The organism is Parabacteroides vesiculifaciens (assembly GCF_049860805.1).
Lineage (GTDB): Bacteria > Bacteroidota > Bacteroidia > Bacteroidales > Tannerellaceae > Parabacteroides.
In genome coordinates this window covers 4,716,358-4,735,054 of sequence record NZ_CP187555.1, presented here as the reverse complement: position 1 = coordinate 4,735,054, position 18,697 = coordinate 4,716,358, and the positions used below count along the sequence as shown (strand labels likewise).

17 protein-coding genes and 1 tRNA gene are annotated in these 18,697 nt (G+C 47.3%); 11 read left to right on the top strand and 7 right to left on the bottom strand.

The annotated features are described in order from the left end of the window. The first annotated feature begins 79 nt into the window (after positions 1-79). On the top strand, positions 80-898 hold the full coding sequence (locus ACPYIV_RS18970; RefSeq protein WP_293733476.1) for a phosphate ABC transporter substrate-binding protein: 819 nt from the start codon (positions 80-82) through the stop codon (positions 896-898). Positions 899-1,069: 171 nt separating this feature from the next. Further along, the gene (locus ACPYIV_RS18965) at positions 1,070-2,137 is read left to right on the top strand and encodes an NAD(P)H-dependent flavin oxidoreductase (RefSeq protein WP_293733475.1); all 1,068 of its coding nucleotides are present in this window, start codon (positions 1,070-1,072) and stop codon (positions 2,135-2,137) included. Between the two features lie 5 nt (positions 2,138-2,142). On the opposite strand, the gene ACPYIV_RS18960 is transcribed toward ACPYIV_RS18965, so the two are convergent. Further along, positions 2,143-2,283: a hypothetical protein gene (locus ACPYIV_RS18960; protein WP_301704488.1), complete on the bottom strand. Its 141-nt coding sequence runs from the start codon at positions 2,281-2,283 to the stop codon at positions 2,143-2,145. 31 nt (positions 2,284-2,314) lie between these two features. On the opposite strand from ACPYIV_RS18960, the gene ACPYIV_RS18955 reads away from it, so the two are divergent. Further along, the gene (locus ACPYIV_RS18955; protein ID WP_425884606.1) at positions 2,315-4,741 is read left to right on the top strand and encodes a glycosyl hydrolase; all 2,427 of its coding nucleotides are present in this window, start codon (positions 2,315-2,317) and stop codon (positions 4,739-4,741) included. A 77-nt stretch (positions 4,742-4,818) separates the two neighbouring features. Here ACPYIV_RS18955 and ACPYIV_RS18950 read toward each other — a convergent pair whose 3' ends face one another. Beyond that, entirely contained in the window at positions 4,819-5,253 is a 435-nt protein-coding gene (locus tag ACPYIV_RS18950; protein ID WP_293733472.1) for a DUF6249 domain-containing protein, read from the bottom strand. 147 nt (positions 5,254-5,400) lie between these two features. Between ACPYIV_RS18950 and ACPYIV_RS18945 the strand changes: the two genes are divergently transcribed. The 3 genes from ACPYIV_RS18945 (at position 5,401) to rpsA (ending at position 8,265) form a co-directional block, all read left to right on the top strand. Beyond that, positions 5,401-5,958, top strand: coding sequence for an RNA polymerase sigma factor (locus tag ACPYIV_RS18945; RefSeq protein ID WP_425884604.1), 558 nt, complete (start codon positions 5,401-5,403; stop codon positions 5,956-5,958). Position 5,959: 1 nt separating this feature from the next. Further along, positions 5,960-6,319, top strand: coding sequence for a hypothetical protein (locus ACPYIV_RS18940; RefSeq protein WP_425884602.1), 360 nt, complete (start codon positions 5,960-5,962; stop codon positions 6,317-6,319). Between the two features lie 152 nt (positions 6,320-6,471). Further along, on the top strand, positions 6,472-8,265 hold the full coding sequence (gene rpsA, locus ACPYIV_RS18935) for a 30S ribosomal protein S1 (protein WP_293733469.1): 1,794 nt from the start codon (positions 6,472-6,474) through the stop codon (positions 8,263-8,265). 88 nt (positions 8,266-8,353) lie between these two features. On the opposite strand, the gene ACPYIV_RS18930 is transcribed toward rpsA, so the two are convergent. Continuing rightward, positions 8,354-8,617: a hypothetical protein gene (locus ACPYIV_RS18930; RefSeq protein WP_293733468.1), complete on the bottom strand. Its 264-nt coding sequence runs from the start codon at positions 8,615-8,617 to the stop codon at positions 8,354-8,356. 287 nt (positions 8,618-8,904) lie between these two features. Here ACPYIV_RS18930 and ACPYIV_RS18925 point away from each other — a divergent pair, with 287 nt between their 5' ends. Beyond that, positions 8,905-9,294, top strand: a complete 390-nt coding sequence (locus ACPYIV_RS18925) for a response regulator (protein ID WP_293733467.1) — start codon at positions 8,905-8,907, stop codon at positions 9,292-9,294. 145 nt (positions 9,295-9,439) lie between these two features. Here ACPYIV_RS18925 and ACPYIV_RS18920 read toward each other — a convergent pair. The 3 genes from ACPYIV_RS18920 to alaS all read right to left on the bottom strand — a co-directional run bounded on the left by ACPYIV_RS18920 (position 9,440) and on the right by alaS (position 13,390). Next, positions 9,440-9,514 (bottom strand) — tRNA-Pro (locus ACPYIV_RS18920). Positions 9,515-9,549: 35 nt separating this feature from the next. Then, complete coding sequence (gene aroB / locus ACPYIV_RS18915; RefSeq protein WP_425884599.1) at positions 9,550-10,614, bottom strand: 3-dehydroquinate synthase; 1,065 nt, start codon at positions 10,612-10,614, stop codon at positions 9,550-9,552. A gap of 148 nt (positions 10,615-10,762) precedes the next feature. Further along, positions 10,763-13,390, bottom strand: coding sequence for an alanine--tRNA ligase (gene alaS / locus ACPYIV_RS18910; RefSeq protein ID WP_425884597.1), 2,628 nt, complete (start codon positions 13,388-13,390; stop codon positions 10,763-10,765). A gap of 97 nt (positions 13,391-13,487) precedes the next feature. On the opposite strand from alaS, the gene ACPYIV_RS18905 reads away from it, so the two are divergent. From ACPYIV_RS18905 to ACPYIV_RS18890, 4 genes are all read left to right on the top strand, one after another. Further along, positions 13,488-14,471: a M23 family metallopeptidase gene (locus ACPYIV_RS18905; protein ID WP_293733464.1), complete on the top strand. Its 984-nt coding sequence runs from the start codon at positions 13,488-13,490 to the stop codon at positions 14,469-14,471. A gap of 15 nt (positions 14,472-14,486) precedes the next feature. Then, the gene (locus ACPYIV_RS18900; RefSeq protein WP_293733463.1) at positions 14,487-14,843 is read left to right on the top strand and encodes a MerR family transcriptional regulator; all 357 of its coding nucleotides are present in this window, start codon (positions 14,487-14,489) and stop codon (positions 14,841-14,843) included. 87 nt (positions 14,844-14,930) lie between these two features. Then, the gene (locus ACPYIV_RS18895; RefSeq protein WP_293739274.1) at positions 14,931-15,326 is read left to right on the top strand and encodes a DUF3127 domain-containing protein; all 396 of its coding nucleotides are present in this window, start codon (positions 14,931-14,933) and stop codon (positions 15,324-15,326) included. Then, positions 15,326-16,279 carry a calcium/sodium antiporter gene (locus ACPYIV_RS18890; protein ID WP_425884594.1) on the top strand — a complete coding sequence of 318 codons (954 nt, stop codon included), beginning with the start codon at positions 15,326-15,328 and terminating at the stop codon, positions 16,277-16,279. The genes ACPYIV_RS18895 and ACPYIV_RS18890 overlap by 1 nt, the downstream gene beginning before the upstream one ends. A 99-nt stretch (positions 16,280-16,378) precedes the next feature. Here the strand turns inward: ACPYIV_RS18890 and ACPYIV_RS18885 are convergent, their stop codons facing one another. Continuing rightward, positions 16,379-18,673 carry a RelA/SpoT family protein gene (locus ACPYIV_RS18885; protein ID WP_293733460.1) on the bottom strand — a complete coding sequence of 765 codons (2,295 nt, stop codon included), beginning with the start codon at positions 18,671-18,673 and terminating at the stop codon, positions 16,379-16,381. Between the last annotated feature and the right edge of the window lie 24 nt (positions 18,674-18,697).

Below are 18,697 nucleotides of genomic sequence, written 5' to 3'. Positions count from 1 at the left end.
CAAACGTAACATCTGTTTCACACTCTTGCAATACCACTGTATTTACTTTGCATACAGAAAATTAATTCAAAATAGAGTAATGAAAAAGACAATTGTTATGGCTGCTGTAGCCGCCTGTATGTTTGTATCGAATGTATTTGCCCAGAAAATCAAAGGAAGTGACACTTGCCTTCCCCTGAGCCAGACAGAAGCCGAAAACTTCATCAACAAAAATAAAGGTGCTAAAATAACAGTGACAGGAGGCGGTTCCGGTGTCGGTATTTCAGCCCTGATGGAAGGGACAACCGATATCGCCATGTCTTCCCGTAAGATGAAATTCGATGAGAAAGTCAAATTGCAGGAAGCCAAGAAAAGTACGAAAGAAGTGGTGATCGCTTACGACGCGCTGGCGGTAGTCGTACACCCGTCCAACAAAGTATCCAACCTGACGCGTGAACAGTTGGAAGGTATTTTCACCGGAAAGATCAAGAACTGGAAAGAAGTGGGTGGCGCCGACATGAAGATCGTAGCCTATTCGCGCGAAACTTCTTCCGGGACATACGAGTTCTTTAAGGAAAGCGTCCTGAAGAACAAAAACTATATGAACGGCATCCTCAGTATGCCCGCAACAGGAGCCATCATCCAGTCTGTCAGCCAGACGAAAGGTGCAATCGGCTACGTCGGTCTGGCTTACATCAATAAGGAGGTGAAACCGGTACATGTTTCTTACGATGCAGGCAAAACATTCACCGAACCTTCCTTTGAGAATGCAAAAAGCAAGGCGTACCCGATCGTTCGTCCGCTATTCTACTATTACGATACAAAAAATGAAGGCAAAGTGAAACCCTTCATCGACTATATCTTATCGGCAGAAGGACAGGCAACAGTGAAACAGGTAGGCTATATCCCTGTCAAATAAGTTAAATAACGAATCCATGTAAAGGCAGATAAATTCTGCCTTTTTTTATTTCCACAGACATCAATGCACAATTATTATTTATTTGTGCAACAATATTGGTTGATTTTGCACATTCTTTGGTTTATTGTGCTACCTTTGCCACATATATTTTTATTTACATATTTTACTTACATGAAGACATTAACAATCGGAGATCTGAAAGCCCGCATTCCAATCATCCAAGGTGGAATGGGCGTAGGAATCTCTCTATCCGGCTTAGCCTCAGCCGTTGCAAATGAAGGTGGGATTGGCGTTATCTCCGCCGCCGGTCTCGGTCTCTTATATAAAAAACTTTCTCCCAACTACACCGAAGCCGGCAATCTGGGCCTCGCAGCCGAGATCCGGAAAGCCCGTGAAAAGGCTAAAGGCATTATCGGTGTGAACGTGATGGTCGCTCTTTCAGACTTTGCCGAATTGGTGAAAACCAGTATCGCAGAAAAAGTAGACATCATCTTCAGCGGCGCCGGACTTCCTTTGGACCTGCCGTCTTTCCTTAAGAAAGACAGTGTAACAAAGTTGGTTCCTATCGTATCGAGCGCACGTGCCGCAAAGATCATCTGCGAAAAGTGGAAAAACAATTACGACTATCTTCCGGATGCAGTCGTACTGGAAGGCCCGAAAGCAGGCGGTCACTTAGGATATAAGGAGAACCAGCTGGAAGACGAACATTTCTCACTGGAAGAACTGCTGCCCCAGGTAGTGGAAGAAGTTTCCCACTTTGAACAGAAATATAACAAGAAAATCCCGGTAATTGCAGCAGGAGGCATTTACACGGGTGAAGATATCAAACGCGTGATGGACCTTGGAGCATCAGGCGTTCAATTAGGAACCCGTTTCGTCACCACTACCGAGTGCGACGCCTCAGATGCTTTCAAAGAGAGCTACATCAAAGCGGAAGAAAAGGACATCGAGATCATCAAAAGTCCTGTCGGTATGCCGGGACGAGCCATCCACTGCAATTTCTTGCAGAAAGTGAAAGAAGGATTGAAGCAGCCAAAGGCTTGTCCCTTCAATTGCATCAAGACTTGCGACATCTCACGAAGCCCTTATTGCATCGTAACTGCCTTGTATAACGCTTTCAAAGGAAACTTTGAGAACGGTTACGCTTTCGCCGGAAGTAATGCTTGGCGGACTACCCGTATCATGTCGGTGAAGGAAACAATCAGCGAGCTGATCAACGAGTGGAAATCTAAAGAATAATCTTTTTAGATTCCTGAAAATACCAATCCCCGGCGGTAGCTGTTACCGTCGGGGATTATTTTTGCCAGTCCTTTATTGGTAAGTTCCTGTTCCTTTCCTATCTTTATACCGGTCTTTTTAATAAAGAGATCCATATCGAATATCATGAACACAATTTACAAGCCTAATAAAAGCAAAATGAAAAAGGCAATCTTCATCCTCCCGCTTATATGCCTGTTCGCCGCTTGTATGCCGGATAAACAACCGGAGACCGGCACGTCCGAACCGCTCCGCACGCTAGCCGAACAATTCAAGCAACCGGCAGATTGCTATAAGCCCTATGTCTGGTGGCATTGGATGGGCAGTAATTTCTCTAAAGAAGGGATCACGAAAGATCTCGAAGCGATGAAAGAAGCCGGAATCGGTGGAGCGACAATATTCAACCTTGCTTCAGCGGTACAGGAATCGCATGCTCCGACAGAGAATAACCCCTGGCCCGAACAGACTTTCCGAAGCGAGGCTTATTGGGACGCCCTCCGGTTTGCAGCTTCCGAAGCAAAACGGTTAGGCCTGAAACTGGGCTTGCAGAGTACACCCGGCTATTCCACTTCAGGCGGTCCTTGGATCACGGAAGAAAGAGGTATGCAGCAGATTGTTTCCAGCCGGACAAACCTGCAAGGTAGCCGCCTCATCGAAACGGTTCTTCCGAAACCGGAACTACCGGTCTATAAAGGATGGGGAAGCACGCACCGGCAAGCAACTTTCTACCGGGATGTCGCGGTCATGGCCGTTCCCGAAAAGACGGATGTGAAACCGTATGAAATAATAAATCTATCGGAAGCGATGGATACGGCAGGAATACTTCGATGGCAGGCTCCCGCCGGGCGTTGGACAGTCTACCGGATCGGGCATGCGCCAACGATGTCCAACCCGCATCCGTTACCGGACGATCTGATCGGACATGCTTTGGAAGCCGACAAGATGAGCCGTGAACAGATGGCCTATCATTGGCGGTCGGTATTGGACCCGCTGAAAGAGCATCTGAAGGAGTATATCGGCGATTCATTCACACATATCCTGATCGATAGTTATGAAGCAGGCAATCAGGATTGGACTCCCGGCTTCCGAAACGATTTCATCCGTTTGAAAGGATATGATCCGCTTCCCTGGATTGCGTTGCGGAATTATGCAGGAGAGCGTGACGACGTAAAACTGTTTACGGAGGATTACAAAGAAGTCGTCAGCCGCCTCTATATCGACAACGGTTGGAAAATAGCCAAACAAATGATAAACGAAGCCGGGCTGCTTTTCTATTGGGAACCTTATTCCGGTCCGTTCAACTCATTCGAATCAGTAGCTATCCCCGACGTCCCGATGGGCGAGTTCTGGACAGGCGGCAAAGGGGCTATCTGGAATACGATCCCCAAAGCAGCACGGGTATACGGAAAGAAGATCGTTGCCGCCGAAGCCTTTACCGGACGTCCCGAGATCAGCCAGTACACGGAAGATCCGGCTTTTCTGAAACATACCGCCGACGGCAGTTTTGCCTCCGGGGCCAATCAGCTTTTCCTGCATCATTGGGTGCATCAGCCTTTTAACGACTCATATCAACCGGGCATGGGGATGGGTTGGTGGGGAACGCATTTCGGACGGCATCAGACCTGGATCAAACCGGGAAGGGCATTCTTCACTTATCTCGCCCGCTGCCAGATGCTATTGCAACAAGGGACATTCATATCCACCGACGAAACAGTATTGCACCGGAAAACCAGCGATGCCGATTTATATTTTATCATCAACCCGTCAGACTCCGTGCAAACCCGTACTTTTGCATTCGCCATGAAAGATAGAATGCCGGAATTATGGCTACCGAACAAAGGCCTTATCTGCCGGGCAGCCGATTGGAAGCAAACATCCGACTCTATCTTCGTCAACTTGAAACTGAATGCAGACGAATCCCTTTTCCTCGTCCTCCCCGAGAAGAAAGAGAATGGCTACACGGCACTGATACAACCTGCCGTGCAAATAAACGAAGAGGCTTCACAGGAAATAAAAGGTCCCTGGCAAATTTCTTTCGTTCCCAAATTAGGAGAGCCTTTCCAGCGGGAGTTTTCAACCTTATCGGACTTCAGCCTGCTTGCAGACACCGCTATCCGGTATTTTGCAGGGACAGCAACGTACAAGAAAACGGTCTTGCTGGATGAAACAGCTTTAGGTAAGGGAAAACGAGTGTCTTTGGATTTAGGTGAACTGAACGATATCGCCGAACTAACGATCAATGGCAAGGATGCCGGCGTCTTGTGGTATCCTCCTTACCAGGCTGATATTACGCCCTGGTTAAAAACGGGAGAGAATGAAATAGAAATCGCAGTCACCAACAACTGGGCGAACCGCCTGATCGGGGATGAACAATATCCTGCCGACTTCGAATGGGGACAAGACCGGGGAGAGAAATTAGGACGTGCCATGAAGGCTTATCCGGAGTGGTTCATCCAAAACCGACCACGTCCTTCGACAGGAAGAAAAACCTTTTCGATCTGGTATTACTACCGAAAAGATTCGCCGTTACAACCAGCAGGACTGTTAGGCCCCGTAAATCTTAGTTGGGGCGTGATCCGGGAATAAATAATCAGGCACGGAATTCATGGATAAGTTTATTTTCTTTCTGTGAACTCCGTGCCTTATAAAGAATTAAAGAGAAATCATTCTTTCTTGCTCTTCTTTTCCACTATCATTTCGATAATAAAGGAAACCAATAACCCGATACCTCCAAAAAGAAGGACTGACGCGCCATAAACAGTCCCTGATACATCACTATGATACCATGAACGCCAACCGTCATTCGTGACGCCTATCATATTATCCATGCCGACAGAAGTGGTAATGATAAAACCGACCAGCAATCCCAACCCAATACCTGTCAACAAGCAACCAGCTTTCAAAGAGCTGAAAGAAATACGGTTTCCCCTATAACTCGGCAATCCCAATTTTCCTTCGAATGCGGAAGCATCCAGTTTATCCCCGATCTTCTCGATGATCGCCAACCGTTCTTTCCGGCGAACGAACAATTCAAACAAACCGTAAATAGCTGCAAATACAATTCCGGTAGTCAACGGAACAACAATAAAATCCATCATAACTGTACTTTTTTAAATGATTCATTAATTTCTTTGCTACTTTTGACGCATCTCTTTCCGAAAGGTTACAGGGAGGAAAGAAAAAAATATTTTTTTTATTGATGCAAGTTGTAACCTATTCACCCGGCTTGCGTCCATTATAATACGATGGAGTTGTATACCGATACATATTATATACAAAGGATACAAGCGGGAGATACGGCATGCTTCGCCTGCCTTCTGGATAAATACGGCCGTCCTGTTCATTCGTTAATCTTAAAGGTGGTCAGAAACCGGGAAGATGCGGAAGAACTGGCGCAGGATGTGTTTATGAAGGTGTTTAAAAATCTCTCTTCGTTCAAAGGAGAATGCAGTTTCTCCACCTGGATCTACCGGATCGCCTACAACACAGCTATCTCGGAGACCCGGAAAAAGAAACACGAGTTTCTGGCGATCGAGGAATCGGTTATTAATAATGTATCGGAACAAGAAGTGGCCGAAGCGCTTGGCAGGACAGACAGCTCCGACCAAATACAGATGCTCGATGCCGCCCTCGCCCAATTGCCACCCGACGAGCGGGCGATCATCCTGCTCTTTTACATGAAAGAAAAGACGATCGACGAAGTGGCAACGATCACCGGATTGACTGCTTCTAATATAAAAGTGAAATTGCATCGCATACGAAAGAAACTGTTTGTTGTATTAAAAGGAATGGAGGAACAATAAAATGACCGAGAAGAATGACATATTGAAAGACCTGTTTAGCCGGATGCCTGAAGAGGAACTTCCCGCTTCATTCCGTACCAACGTGATGATGCAGATCATGGCCGAAGCCGAACGGATACGCAAGCGCGACGAACGCTGGGGATGGATTGCCGTCATCGCAGCCTCGCTGCTAATGATCGGCATCGCGATCGCCTCATTCCTTTATATGGGCATCCCCAAAATATCCGTACAGATACCCAATATGAGCACACTGCCATTCTATGCCTATATCGGGATGCTTGCCTTAATCCTGTTAGGGGTCGACTACAAGTTCAGACAAATATTCAAAAGAAGGCAAATGTCTCAGAAAGAAAAGATGTAAGTAGCGGTATTACAAGTCAAAAAGATTGTTTTTCCATGTAAAAAGCCTTGCAAGTCAGAAAAAAGCATTACCTTTGCCCCCGATTTTTGAGAGATGACAACATAATGTCTAACTTACTAATTAAAACAAACTTAAGTATTAACAATTAGAGAATGGAAAATTTAAAGAACATTCAACCCATTGATGATTTCAACTGGGAAGCTCTTGAAAAGGGCGATTCTTACGGCGAAGTAAGCAAGGACGATCTTGTAAAAACGTATGACGAGACTTTGAACACTGTAAAGGACAAAGAAGTCGTTATGGGAACTGTAACTGCAATGAACAAACGTGAAGTTGTAGTGAACATCGGTTTCAAATCGGATGGCGTTGTATCTATGGCTGAATTCCGTTACAACCCGGACCTGAAAATTGGTGACGAAGTAGAAGTCTACATCGAAAACCAGGAAGACAAAAAAGGACAGTTGATCCTGTCTCACAAGAAAGCACGCGCTACACGTTCTTGGGATCGTGTAAACGAAGCTCTTGAAAAAGACGAAATCATCAAAGGTTACATTAAATGTCGTACTAAGGGCGGTATGATCGTTGACGTATTCGGCATCGAAGCATTCTTGCCGGGTTCTCAGATCGATGTAAAACCGATCCGCGACTACGATGTATTTGTAGGTAAGACAATGGAATTCAAGATCGTTAAGATCAACCAGGAATTCAAGAATGTTGTTGTATCTCATAAAGCTCTTATCGAAGCTGAACTTGAACAGCAGAAGAAAGACATCATCTCCAAACTTGAAAAAGGCCAGGTACTGGAAGGTACGGTTAAGAATATCACTTCTTACGGTGTATTCATCGACTTGGGTGGCGTAGACGGTTTGATCCACATCACAGACCTCTCTTGGGGCCGTGTTTCTCATCCGGAAGAAATCGTTCAGCTGGATCAGAAGATCAACGTGGTTATCCTTGACTTCGACGACGAAAAGAAACGTATCGCTCTCGGCTTGAAACAGCTGACTCCGCACCCATGGGATGCTTTGGATACAAACCTGAAGGTTGGCGACAAAGTTAAAGGTAAAGTTGTCGTTATGGCTGACTACGGTGCATTCATCGAAATCGCTCCGGGCGTAGAAGGTCTGATCCACGTTTCTGAAATGTCTTGGACACAGCACTTGCGTTCTGCTCAGGACTTCATGAAAGTTGGTGACGAAATCGAAGCTGTTATCCTGACTCTGGACCGCGACGAACGTAAGATGTCTCTGGGTATCAAACAGCTGAAAGCCGACCCATGGGAAGATATCGAATCTCGCTTCCCGGTAGGTTCACGCCACATGGCTAAAGTTCGTAACTTCACTAACTTCGGTGTATTCGTAGAAATCGAAGAAGGCGTAGACGGCTTGATCCATATCTCTGACCTGTCTTGGACAAAGAAAATCAAACATCCGTCGGAATTCACTCAGATCGGTGCAGAAATCGAAGTTCAGGTTCTGGAAATCGACAAAGAAAACCGCCGTTTGAGCTTAGGCCACAAACAGCTGGAAGAAAATCCTTGGGATGTATTCGAAACAATCTTCACTGTAGGTTCTATCCACGAAGGAACAATCATCGAAGTGCTGGATAAAGGTGCTGTAATCTCTCTGCCCTACGGCGTAGAAGGTTTCGCAACTCCGAAACACCTGGTAAAAGAAGACGGTTCTCAGGCTGCTGTAGACGAAAAACTGCAGTTCAAGGTAATCGAATTCAACAAGGAAGCTAAGAGAATCATCCTTTCTCACAGCCGTATCTTCGAAGATGAACAGAAAGGCGCTAAGAAAGAAACTGGCGAAAAGAAATCATCTGCAAAACGCGGTGGCAAGAAAGAAGAAGAATCTGCAATGGTAACCGGTCCGGTTGAAAAGACTACACTGGGTGACATTGAAGAACTCGCTGCTCTGAAAGAAAAATTGGCTGGTAAATAAGATCCGTCAATTCAGATAAAATAAAAGGAGATGTCCACCCGGATATCTCCTTTTTTATTGCTTGAAAAAAAGAATAGAGAAAGTTCTCTTAGTCCACCTCCTTGATCACTTCCTCTACTTGTTCCTGCTCACCGTAATATTGACAACTTTCACCGATACCCAGCAAAGCATTTATTTCATGACGCTTGTCCAAGTCCGTAAAATAGGCATCCACTACTTTATAAATATCGAATCCGTCCGTTGAACCTGCAGCCAGATTCAATGCTTCTACCAATTTACCTGTAGCCTTGCGAATTTCAGCTTTATTGATCAAATGAAACTCATTGTTGTGAATTAATTGACTCTTTCCCATGATGTTTGATTTTAAAGTTATACTTGTTCTTCATAAATAACCATTCCCGAAAGCGGTAAGTTTAACCTCGCTGCTTCGTTTAATGCACTAAATATACAAACATCCTCGGATCTTTCAACCTTTCGGACCTTTTATTTTCAATAAACATGAAAAATGAATACAATCCCGGATTTACAATATTTCATGATAAGTTAGTACAATCGACTCACTAAATATAGAATAAGTTCTATTCTATTTGGTTATGTGAAAATTAATGCTGAAATTTGTTCACAGATAATATAAAAGATATGGGCACGAACGAAGATAACTACAATGTAACTATTCTGATCGCAGAAGACGAGGAAAGCAATTTCCTGCTATTAAAAACCATTTTAAAAAGACACTGTAACGTTCTTCAGGCCAGAACCGGCTTGGAGCTATTGAAAGTCTTTGAAGAAAAGGGAGCCGATATGATTTTGCTGGATATAAAAATGCCGGAGATGAACGGCATAGAAGCGCTGAAAGAGATTAGGAAAAAAGACACGAACATCCCGATCATCATGCAGTCTGCTTATGCCTTCGAAAATGACATGGAAGCTGCCCGTGCTGCCGGAAGCAATGGATTTATCACCAAGCCCATCAACATCGTCGAATTGAAGAAAACGATTTCCAAATTCTTACCGCAGATCACCTGGTAAGAATCCGGATGATGACATATTCTAAAAAACCGGCATAGTCGTAACAATTGTTATGCTTATGCCGGTTTTTCTTTTTTACCGCTTCCTACAAACCACAAAAAAGGCTTGCAATTTCTTGCAAACCTTTTATATTTACTCAGCTATGTCGGGGTGAGAAGATTCGAACTTCCGACCACACGCCCCCCAGACGCGTACTCTAACCGGGCTGAGCTACACCCCGCTTTGTTTTACGGCTGCAAAGGTAAATATTTTTCGTTATATTCCAAAGCTTTCACGATAAAAATCCAAGGATTCGAGGATTTTCTCTTTGCTTACCTGCTGATTAATCTGAACATCACCCACTTGCGAAAGCAAGGTGAAGTTGATAATCCCCGCCTCATTCTTCTTATCGTGCGTCATCAGTTCATACAAGGTATCGTAATCCTTGCAATCGAACACGAAAGCCGGATAATACTCCTTCAGATAATAAACGACCTGGCTCAGTTTCTCCATCGGGAAACCGCATACTTTATGAGACAGATACAATTCGCTGACAATACCGGCAGCAACCGCATGCCCATGCAGCAAAGGGCGGTTTTTCCTGAACGACAGGCTTTCATAGGCATGACCGATCGTATGACCGAAGTTCAGCGCCTTGCGGATGCCATGCTCTTTCGGGTCTTCCTCCACGATGCGCTCTTTTACGGCTACGGATTGGGCAACCATCTTGTTCAGGAAAGCATAATCGATCCTCGCATCGAGGTCGAACAACAAGACAGAGGCGTAAATGTCCATCGAACTGATCAACGCGTGTTTGATCAGTTCGGCATAGCCGGAAAGCAAGTTGTCGCGATCGAGCGTACGCAGGAACTCACAATCGATAAAGACGCATTCGGGGGGATAGAAAGAACCGACCTCATTCTTCAAACCGTTGAAGTTAACCCCGGTCTTCCCTCCTACAGCCGCATCGACCGAGGCCATCAGGGTAGTCGGGATATTGACGGTCCGCAATCCGCGTTTGAAAGTCGCACCAGCAAAACCTCCCATATCGGTAATCATACCGCCGCCCAGATTGACTAAAAGTGAATTGCGGGAAGCACCTTCATTCGAAAGACGCGACCAGATATAAGCGACTTGTTGAATGTCTTTATGCGTATCGCCCGCCTTTACGGTAATAACCGGGGCATCCTGGAAGGCAGGAATATCTTTTACCAGCGGAAAACATTTTTCTTGTGTGTTCGTATCGGTCAGGATAAAAAGTTTATCATAACTCATGGAAGCAAAGAACGCCTGCAAATCGGCTTTGAGATCCTTGCTAATTACTACTTTTTGAGCGGCCATAATGTCCTTTTTTATTATAATCGTTACGACAAAGGTATTATATGTTATCCGATTATCAAAACAAGGAAAAGAAAATTCCATGCTTATGGAACTAAAGTTTCATAGGCATGGAACTAAAGTTTCTTGCAGGGGAAACATCTCTTTCTTCTTATTTCAGACCGGCCGCGTCCAGGATGTGTTCGACAGCTTCACCCAGTCCGGCCACATTCTTGCCTCCGGCTGTTGCAAAATGAGGCTGGCCGCCACCGCCACCTTGTATCAGTTTCGCTGCCTCTTTCACCAGTTTGCCGGCATTCAAGCCTTCGGATACCAGCTTTTCGCTCAGCATGACCATCAACGCGCACTTCTCGCCGTCTTTGATTCCTGCCACAAAGAAGACCTTTTCGTCCGTATGGCTTTCGCCTTTGATTTGGAAAGCCAAGTCTTTGATAGCATCGACATTGGCCTCGCCCCGGAATGCGACGACTTTCACGCCGTTACGCTCAACCGCTTTGGCAATCAAATCTTTCTTCAACTGCTGAACTTTTTCTTTCAGATAATCGCCTACCTGCTTTTTCAGTTCGGCATTCTCTTCGATAGCTTTCTTGATGGTTTGAGACAGGTTCGGCACATTGTTGAACATCGCACGCAGTTCACGCAGGGAATCTTGCAACATGAAGGTGTAGTTTTCAGCACCTTCGGCCGTTACCGCTTCGATACGGCGTACACCTGCCGCGATGGAGCTTTCACCAACCACACGCAAGGAACCGATCATGCCGGTTGCAGGGATATGCGTACCACCGCACAACTCGATAGAGTTACCGTATTTAACCACACGAACTTCATCGCCATACTTTTCACCGAACAGAGCCATAGCGCCTAATGCCTTCGCTTCGGCGATCGGCATATTGCGATGCTCTTCCAGCGGATAGTTAGCACGGATCTTTTCGCTCACTAACTTTTCCACCTTACGGATTTCTTCGTCCGTCACTTTCTGGAAGTGGGAGAAGTCGAAACGCAGGGAGTCGGGAGAAACATAAGAGCCCTTCTGTTCGACATGCGTTCCCAGCACTTCACGCAACGCTTCGTGCAACAGGTGAGTGGCAGAGTGGTTGCATTCGCACTGGATACGTTTCTTCTCGTTGATCTTAGCGGTGAAAGTAGCCGTTACATCTTTCGGCAATTTAGCTACCAGATGTACAGGCAGGTTGTTTTCGCGCTTCGTATCGATCACGTCGATCGTCTCGTCATCGGCAATCAACCAACCGGTATCGCCGACCTGTCCACCCATCTCTGCGTAGAACGGAGTCTGGTCCAGAACGATCTGATATAGTACCTTATTCTTCTGCTTGATCTGACGATAACGCAGGATTTCGGCATCGCATTCGAACAGGTCGTAGCCGACGAAGCTCGATCCGCCCTCTTTCAGCACTACCCAGTCACCGGTTTCGATAGCGGCAGCGTTGCGGGCACGGTCCTTCTGCTTCTGCATCTCGACGTTAAACTCGTCGATGTTGGCTTCCATGCCGTTTTCACGAAGGATCAACTCGGTCAAATCCAACGGGAATCCGTATGTATCATATAAAGTAAAGGCATCTACGCCGCTGATCACGTTCTTTCCGGCAGCCTTTGTTTCCTCCATCTTTTTATCCAGCAAGCGGATACCGGTTTCCAGTGTACGCAGGAAAGATTCTTCTTCTTCCTTGATCACCTTTTCGATCAACGTCTTCTGTGCAATCAGTTCCGGATAGGCATCGCCCATTGTTTCGATCAGCACGGGCAACAGTTTATACATGAAGGATTCTTTGCGATCCAGGAACGTGTAGCCGTAGCGAACGGCACGGCGCAGGATTCGGCGGATAACATAGCCGGCCTTTGCATTAGAAGGCAACTGTCCGTCCGTAATGGCGAAGGCGATCGTACGGATATGGTCGGCAATTACGCGCATAGCCACGTCCTGCTGTTTGTCCTTGCCGTAAGAAGTACCTGCCATACCGGCAATCACTTTGATGATCGGCTGGAAAACGTCCGTATCGTAGTTGGATGTTTTGCCCTGCAAAGCCATGCAGAGACGTTCGAATCCCATACCGGTATCGATCACACGTGCAGGCAGCGGTTCGAGCGAGCCGTCGGCCTTGCGGTTGTACTGCATGAACACTAAGTTCCAGATTTCGATCACCTGCGGATGGTCTTTGTTCACCATGTCCTGGCCGGGGATAGCGGCACGTTCCTCTTCCGGACGGAGGTCGATATGGATTTCGGAGCAAGGACCGCAAGGACCCGTATCACCCATTTCCCAGAAGTTATCGTGTTTGTTACCATTGATGATATGGTCTTTCGGCAGGAACTTTTCCCAATAGCCGGCAGCCTCGTCGTCGCGGGAAAGACCTTCGGCAGGACTTCCTTCGAACACGGTTGCATACAAGCGGTCGGGATTCAGTTTCAACACTTCAACCAGGTATTCCCACGCCCAGTTAATCGCTTCCTGTTTGAAATAGTCGCCGAACGACCAGTTACCCAACATTTCAAACATGGTATGGTGGTACGTATCGTGTCCTACCTCTTCCAGGTCGTTATGCTTGCCACTCACACGAAGACACTTTTGTGAATCCGCGACACGTGGATATTTACGGGGTACGTTCCCCAGGATTATATCTTTGAACTGGTTCATACCTGCATTGGTAAACATCAATGTAGGGTCGCCCTTCACAACCATCGGAGCAGAAGGCACAATCTGGTGCTGCTTGGAAGCGAAGAAGTCTTTAAATGATTCACGGATTTCTTTTGCTGTCAACATAATCTATTCTATATAGTCTCGTTAATATTCTGAAAAACAATTTGCAAAAGTACAGCAAATTATTATTTTTGCACGTATCCAAGCAAGAAAATATTTGATGAAACTATTTAAAAGCAGAAAAACATATTACTTATATAACCCCAACACGCTCAGTTACGAGCGCGTTTACCCCTCCGCCAAAGACCGTTTTTTCGGTGTGCTCCGCCACCTGAGTATCGGTATCGTGATCGGCGTAGGCATTTTCTTTATCTTTTCCCGCACGTTCGATTCGCCAGTAGAATCGCTACTGAAGAAAGAAAACAAGCTGTTACAAACTCAATATGAGGTACTTTCGTTACGTCTGACCAATGCGCTGGAAGTATTGGATGATATACAACAACGCGACGAAAACCTCTACCGGGCAATCTTTCAGGCGGAATCGATCCCCGAATCCGTCCGCAAGTCCGGCTTCGGCGGGACCAACCGGTATGAGCATCTGATGAGCCTGTCCAATCCCGAACTGATAGTTTCGACCACCCAGAAGATGGATATGCTGAGCAAGCAGCTCTACATCCAGTCCAACTCGCTGGAGGAACTCATCACATTGGGTAAGAACCAGGAAGAACGAAGCAAGTGCATTCCCGCGATACAGCCGATTGCGAATAAGGACCTGAAACGTACGGCATCCGGTTACGGTGTGCGTATCGACCCGATCTACCGTACTCCCCGCTTCCACTCCGGCATGGACTTTTCCGCCAAAGTAGGTACGGAGATCTATGCGACCGGTGATGGCGTCGTTACCTTTGCCGCCTGGAAACAGGGATACGGGAACTGCCTGATGATCAACCACGGGCATGGATTCCAGACGCTTTACGGCCACATGAGCAAGTTCCGTGCACGCGTCGGGCAGAAAGTAAAGCGCGGAGAAGTGATCGGAGAAGTGGGTAACACCGGAAAGTCTACCGGCCCGCACCTTCACTACGAGGTGATTGTCCGTGGCAAACACGACAACCCGTCCAAATACTACTATATGGACCTGACTCCGGAAGAATACGACCGTATGATACAGATTGCCGAAAATCACGGCCAGGTTATGGATTAAACATTGTTTAATACGATGGCATTAAATAAAGATAAAAATCTAAAGCTCTTTTTCTCCATCAGCGAGGTGGCGCAGATGTTCGACGTCAACGAGTCGACCCTGCGCTTCTGGGAGAAGGAATTCGACCAGATACGCCCGCGCAAAACGGGTAAAGGGACCCGCTCCTATCGGCAGGAAGACATCGACGCGATACGTTTAGTCTACCACTTGGTGAAAGAAAGGGGAATGACACTGGCAGGCGCCCGGCAAAAGCTGAAAGAGAACCCGGAAACGACGATACGCCACGAAGAGATCGTAAACAGGTTGAAGCAGATCAAGGAAGAACTACTCGCCATGAAAGAGGCATTCGAAGCGTTAGAAGTTCCCAAATAGTCCTTTACATATAAAAACGACTTTAAAGAATTAGCTTGTTACGCCGGAAAATCGTACCTTCGCAGCAATTTAATAAAAACAAGAAACATGGAAATTACGGGAAGAATCATCGCCGTACTGCCTGTTCAAGGCGGTATCAGCAAAAACGGAAACGAGTGGAAGAAGCAGGAATATGTCCTGGAAACACATGACCAATACCCTAAGAAAGTATGCTTCCAGATTTTCGGTGCAGACCGCATCGACCAGGCAGCTATACAGCCCGGAGAAGAACTTACAGTATTTTTCGACATAGACAGCCGCGAATATCAGGGACGTTGGTTTACCAATATCAGTGCTTGGAAAGTGGAACGCCCGATGGCGGCAGCTCCCCAGTCTGCACCGGGTGCCATGACGCCCGAGAATGCCGTACCGGCTTCTGCTCCTGCAATATCTGCCGCTCCTGATTTCGGTCCGGCTAACCCGATCGACGATCTGCCTTTCTGATGAACATCGTTCTTTTGATTGGCGGACTGCTCCTGATCCTGGTCGGTGCAAACGCACTGACCGATGGAGCCGCTTCGGTTGCCAAACGCTTTCACATCTCCAGCTTAGTGATCGGCCTGACGATCGTTGCTTTCGGAACATCAGCGCCCGAACTGACCGTCAGTATCGTTTCCGCCCTGAAAGGGAGTGCGGACATGGCGATCGGGAACGTGGTCGGTAGCAATATCTTCAACACATTGATGATCGTAGGCTGCACGGCCGCTATCGTTCCGATCAGTGTCACGAAAGGGACGTTAAGCAAGGAGATACCGCTTTGCATACTGGCCTCCGTCGTTTTGTTCATCTGTGCAAACGATGTATTGATCAATAAGGCTACGGCCAACACGATCAGCAGTAGCGACGGGATGTTGCTGCTCTGCTTTTTCCTTATCTTTCTGGGATATACGTTTGCCATTGCCCGCAACGGCAGCGGCGAAGGCGAATCCGAAATAAAGGAAATGCCAATATGGAAGTCCGTCCTGTTCATCGCAGCCGGCCTGGCGGGATTGGTCTACGGAGGACAGTTCTTTGTGAACGGCGCTTCAGGAATCGCCCGTGGCCTCGGAGTCAGCGAATCGATTATCGGCCTGACGCTGGTTGCCGGAGGGACTTCGCTTCCCGAACTGGCGACATCGGTTGTAGCAGCCCTGAAAAAGAATCCCGAGATGGCGATCGGAAACGTGATCGGCTCCAATCTTTTCAATATATTCTTCGTATTAGGATGCAGCGCGACTATCAGCCCGTTAAACATACAGGGGATTACGAATCTGGATTTCGGCGTACTGACCGGCTCCTGCGTGCTGCTCTACATCTTCGGTTGGTTCTTTAAGAAACGGACGATTACACGGATAGAGGGAATCGCCCTGATAGCTTGTTACATCGGCTATACGGCTTATCTGATTTCCTTGTCCTGACACATAAGAAAAAAGAGTATAGCCTTTTCGGGAAAAAGACTATACTCTTTTCAACAAAAAGCTATAGTCTTTCGTCGGAAAAGCTATAGCTTTTTTTATTTAGTCCGCCACACGGGCAACCGACTGGATATTCTTTATCTTTGAAAGGACTACACACATCCGCTGGATATCCTCCACATCGTGGACTTTCATCTTCACCCTTCCTTCGAACACACCGTCTTTCGCCTCGATCAACAGACGGATGATGTTGACATTGAAGTCGTCGGAAATCGTGCGGGTGATCGTGTTCAACACGCCCATAGAGTCGATTCCCTTGATCTCGAGCGTTGCCTCGAATGAAGAATGATGGCTGCTCCATTCCGTATTCAAGATACGTTCGCCAAAACTGCTCTTCAGGCGCATGGCGATCGGACAGGAACGTTTGTGGACTACCACGTTACCATCGTCGTTGATAAAGCCCAGCGACTCGTCACCCGGAATCGGTTTACAGCAATCGGCAATGACGTAATTGCGTTCAAAAGCCTCTTCCTTCAGAATATAAGGTTTCTTCTTGTCATATTTCGGCTTCTCTTTCGTTTGTTCCTCTTCCTCTTTCTTACCGGTAGTCGCCTTCGTTGCTACCCGGAGCGCTTGCTTGACGTACTTGAACAGTACATTGTCCGTTTTCTCCTTCAACAGTTTATGGATGTTTTCGGGCAGGATCACATCACCTTTCTCTACCGCGTAAAAGAATTCTTCCCGTTTGGAGAAACCGAAATACATACATAACTTGTCGATATTAGACGTATTTGCCTCCAAATTGTTGCGTTTGAAAGCATCGATCACCTTAATCTCGCCTTCTTTTGCAGCCTCCTTACGAATCCTTTTCAAGTAAGCGTCGATCCTGGCGCGTGCCCTTGCAGTCGTCACGAAGTTCAGCCATTCCGGTTGCGGGTTCTGCGAACGGGAGGTCAGAATCTCCACCTGGTCACCACTTGCCAGCTGATGGCTGAGCGGAACCAAGCGGTGGTTGACTTTGGCGCCGATACATTTGTTTCCGATATCCGAGTGGAGCGCATAACCGAAGTCCAGAGCCGTAGCTCCCTGCGGCAAAGTCTTGATGTCGCCTTTCGGGGTAAAAACAAATATCTCGGAGGTAAAAAGGTTCAGTTTGATGGTATCAAGAAAGTCAAGGGCGTTCGGGTCCGGGCTTTCCAGGATCTCGGTGATGGTCTGCAACCATTTGTCGAGCTCCGTATCTTCTTCAACGCTGTGTTCCTTATATTTCCAATGAGCAGCAAAGCCTTTCTCGGCAATCTCGTCCATACGGCGGCTACGGATCTGTATCTCCACCCACTGTCCGTCAGGCCCCATCACGGTCAGGTGCAACGCCTGATAACCGTTGGCTTTGGGACGGCTCACCCAGTCGCGGATGCGGTCCGGGCGAATACGGTAGATATCCGTGATAGCGGAATAGATATCCCAACACTGGTTCTTCTCATCCACACCCGGCAGCGGGTCGAAGATGATGCGGACGGCATATATGTCGTAGATATCTTCAAAACTGACACCTTTACTCTCCATCTTGTTCCAGATGGAATAGGCTGATTTCACACGTGCACGCATTTCATAGTTGAGCCCCATCTCCTTCAACTTCTTGTCCACCGGCACGGCAAAGTGCTCGAACAAAGTGTTTCGGGCGGCCTCCGTAGACTTCAGTTTCAGATTGATAAAGGCATATTCCTGCGGATGCTCATACTTAAAACTCAGGTCTTCCAGTTCCGTCTTGATGGAGAAAAGCCCCAGACGGTGCGCCAGAGGGGCGTATAGATAAAGCGTTTCACCGGCAATCTTGAACTGCTTCGCCGGCAACATCGAACCCAACGTACGCATATTATGGAGACGGTCGGCTATCTTGATCAGGATCACCCGGATATCGTCGCTCATCGTCAGCAACAGCTTACGGAAATTCTCCGCCTGAGCCGATGCCTGTTCACCGAAGATACCGCCGGAGATCTTCGTCAGGCCGTCCACGATCTGGGCGATCTTCTCACCGAACATATCCTTAATATCCTCAACCGTATATTCGGTATCTTCCACCACATCGTGCAACAAAGCCGAACAGATGGAAGTGGACCCCAGCCCCATCTCGCGGCAGACAATACGGGCCACGGCTATCGGGTGCATAATGTAAGGCTCGCCCGAACGGCGCTTTACGCCGGCGTGCGCCTGGTTCGCAAAGTTGAACGCCTTGGTTATACGTTCCACCTTGCGGCGATGGTTGGACTTAAGGTAATCCTGCAACAGCGCGTCAAAGCCGTCTTGAATCATCTGTTCATCAGCCGAGAGAACGGGTTTCGCCTCCTGGTCAGGCTGCAGGTCCGTTGTGTCTTTTGTATCATTTATGTCGCTCATATCGAATGCCCTTCCGTATTTTAA

What these genes read in the sequence shown, in the direction of transcription:
- ACPYIV_RS18970 (WP_293733476.1), top strand. Translation starts at nt 80, where the DNA reads ATGAAAAAGACAATTGTTATGGCTGCTGTAGCCGCCTGTATGTTTGTA.
- ACPYIV_RS18965 (WP_293733475.1), top strand. Translation starts at nt 1,070, where the DNA reads ATGAAGACATTAACAATCGGAGATCTGAAAGCCCGCATTCCAATCATC.
- ACPYIV_RS18960 (WP_301704488.1), bottom strand. Translation starts at nt 2,283, where the DNA reads ATGATATTCGATATGGATCTCTTTATTAAAAAGACCGGTATAAAGATA.
- ACPYIV_RS18955 (WP_425884606.1), top strand. Translation starts at nt 2,315, where the DNA reads ATGAAAAAGGCAATCTTCATCCTCCCGCTTATATGCCTGTTCGCCGCT.
- ACPYIV_RS18950 (WP_293733472.1), bottom strand. Translation starts at nt 5,253, where the DNA reads ATGATGGATTTTATTGTTGTTCCGTTGACTACCGGAATTGTATTTGCA.
- ACPYIV_RS18945 (WP_425884604.1), top strand. Translation starts at nt 5,401, where the DNA reads ATGGAGTTGTATACCGATACATATTATATACAAAGGATACAAGCGGGA.
- ACPYIV_RS18940 (WP_425884602.1), top strand. Translation starts at nt 5,960, where the DNA reads ATGACCGAGAAGAATGACATATTGAAAGACCTGTTTAGCCGGATGCCT.
- rpsA (WP_293733469.1), top strand. Translation starts at nt 6,472, where the DNA reads ATGGAAAATTTAAAGAACATTCAACCCATTGATGATTTCAACTGGGAA.
- ACPYIV_RS18930 (WP_293733468.1), bottom strand. Translation starts at nt 8,617, where the DNA reads ATGGGAAAGAGTCAATTAATTCACAACAATGAGTTTCATTTGATCAAT.
- ACPYIV_RS18925 (WP_293733467.1), top strand. Translation starts at nt 8,905, where the DNA reads ATGGGCACGAACGAAGATAACTACAATGTAACTATTCTGATCGCAGAA.
- aroB (WP_425884599.1), bottom strand. Translation starts at nt 10,614, where the DNA reads ATGGCCGCTCAAAAAGTAGTAATTAGCAAGGATCTCAAAGCCGATTTG.
- alaS (WP_425884597.1), bottom strand. Translation starts at nt 13,390, where the DNA reads ATGTTGACAGCAAAAGAAATCCGTGAATCATTTAAAGACTTCTTCGCT.
- ACPYIV_RS18905 (WP_293733464.1), top strand. Translation starts at nt 13,488, where the DNA reads ATGAAACTATTTAAAAGCAGAAAAACATATTACTTATATAACCCCAAC.
- ACPYIV_RS18900 (WP_293733463.1), top strand. Translation starts at nt 14,487, where the DNA reads ATGGCATTAAATAAAGATAAAAATCTAAAGCTCTTTTTCTCCATCAGC.
- ACPYIV_RS18895 (WP_293739274.1), top strand. Translation starts at nt 14,931, where the DNA reads ATGGAAATTACGGGAAGAATCATCGCCGTACTGCCTGTTCAAGGCGGT.
- ACPYIV_RS18890 (WP_425884594.1), top strand. Translation starts at nt 15,326, where the DNA reads ATGAACATCGTTCTTTTGATTGGCGGACTGCTCCTGATCCTGGTCGGT.
- ACPYIV_RS18885 (WP_293733460.1), bottom strand. Translation starts at nt 18,673, where the DNA reads ATGAGCGACATAAATGATACAAAAGACACAACGGACCTGCAGCCTGAC.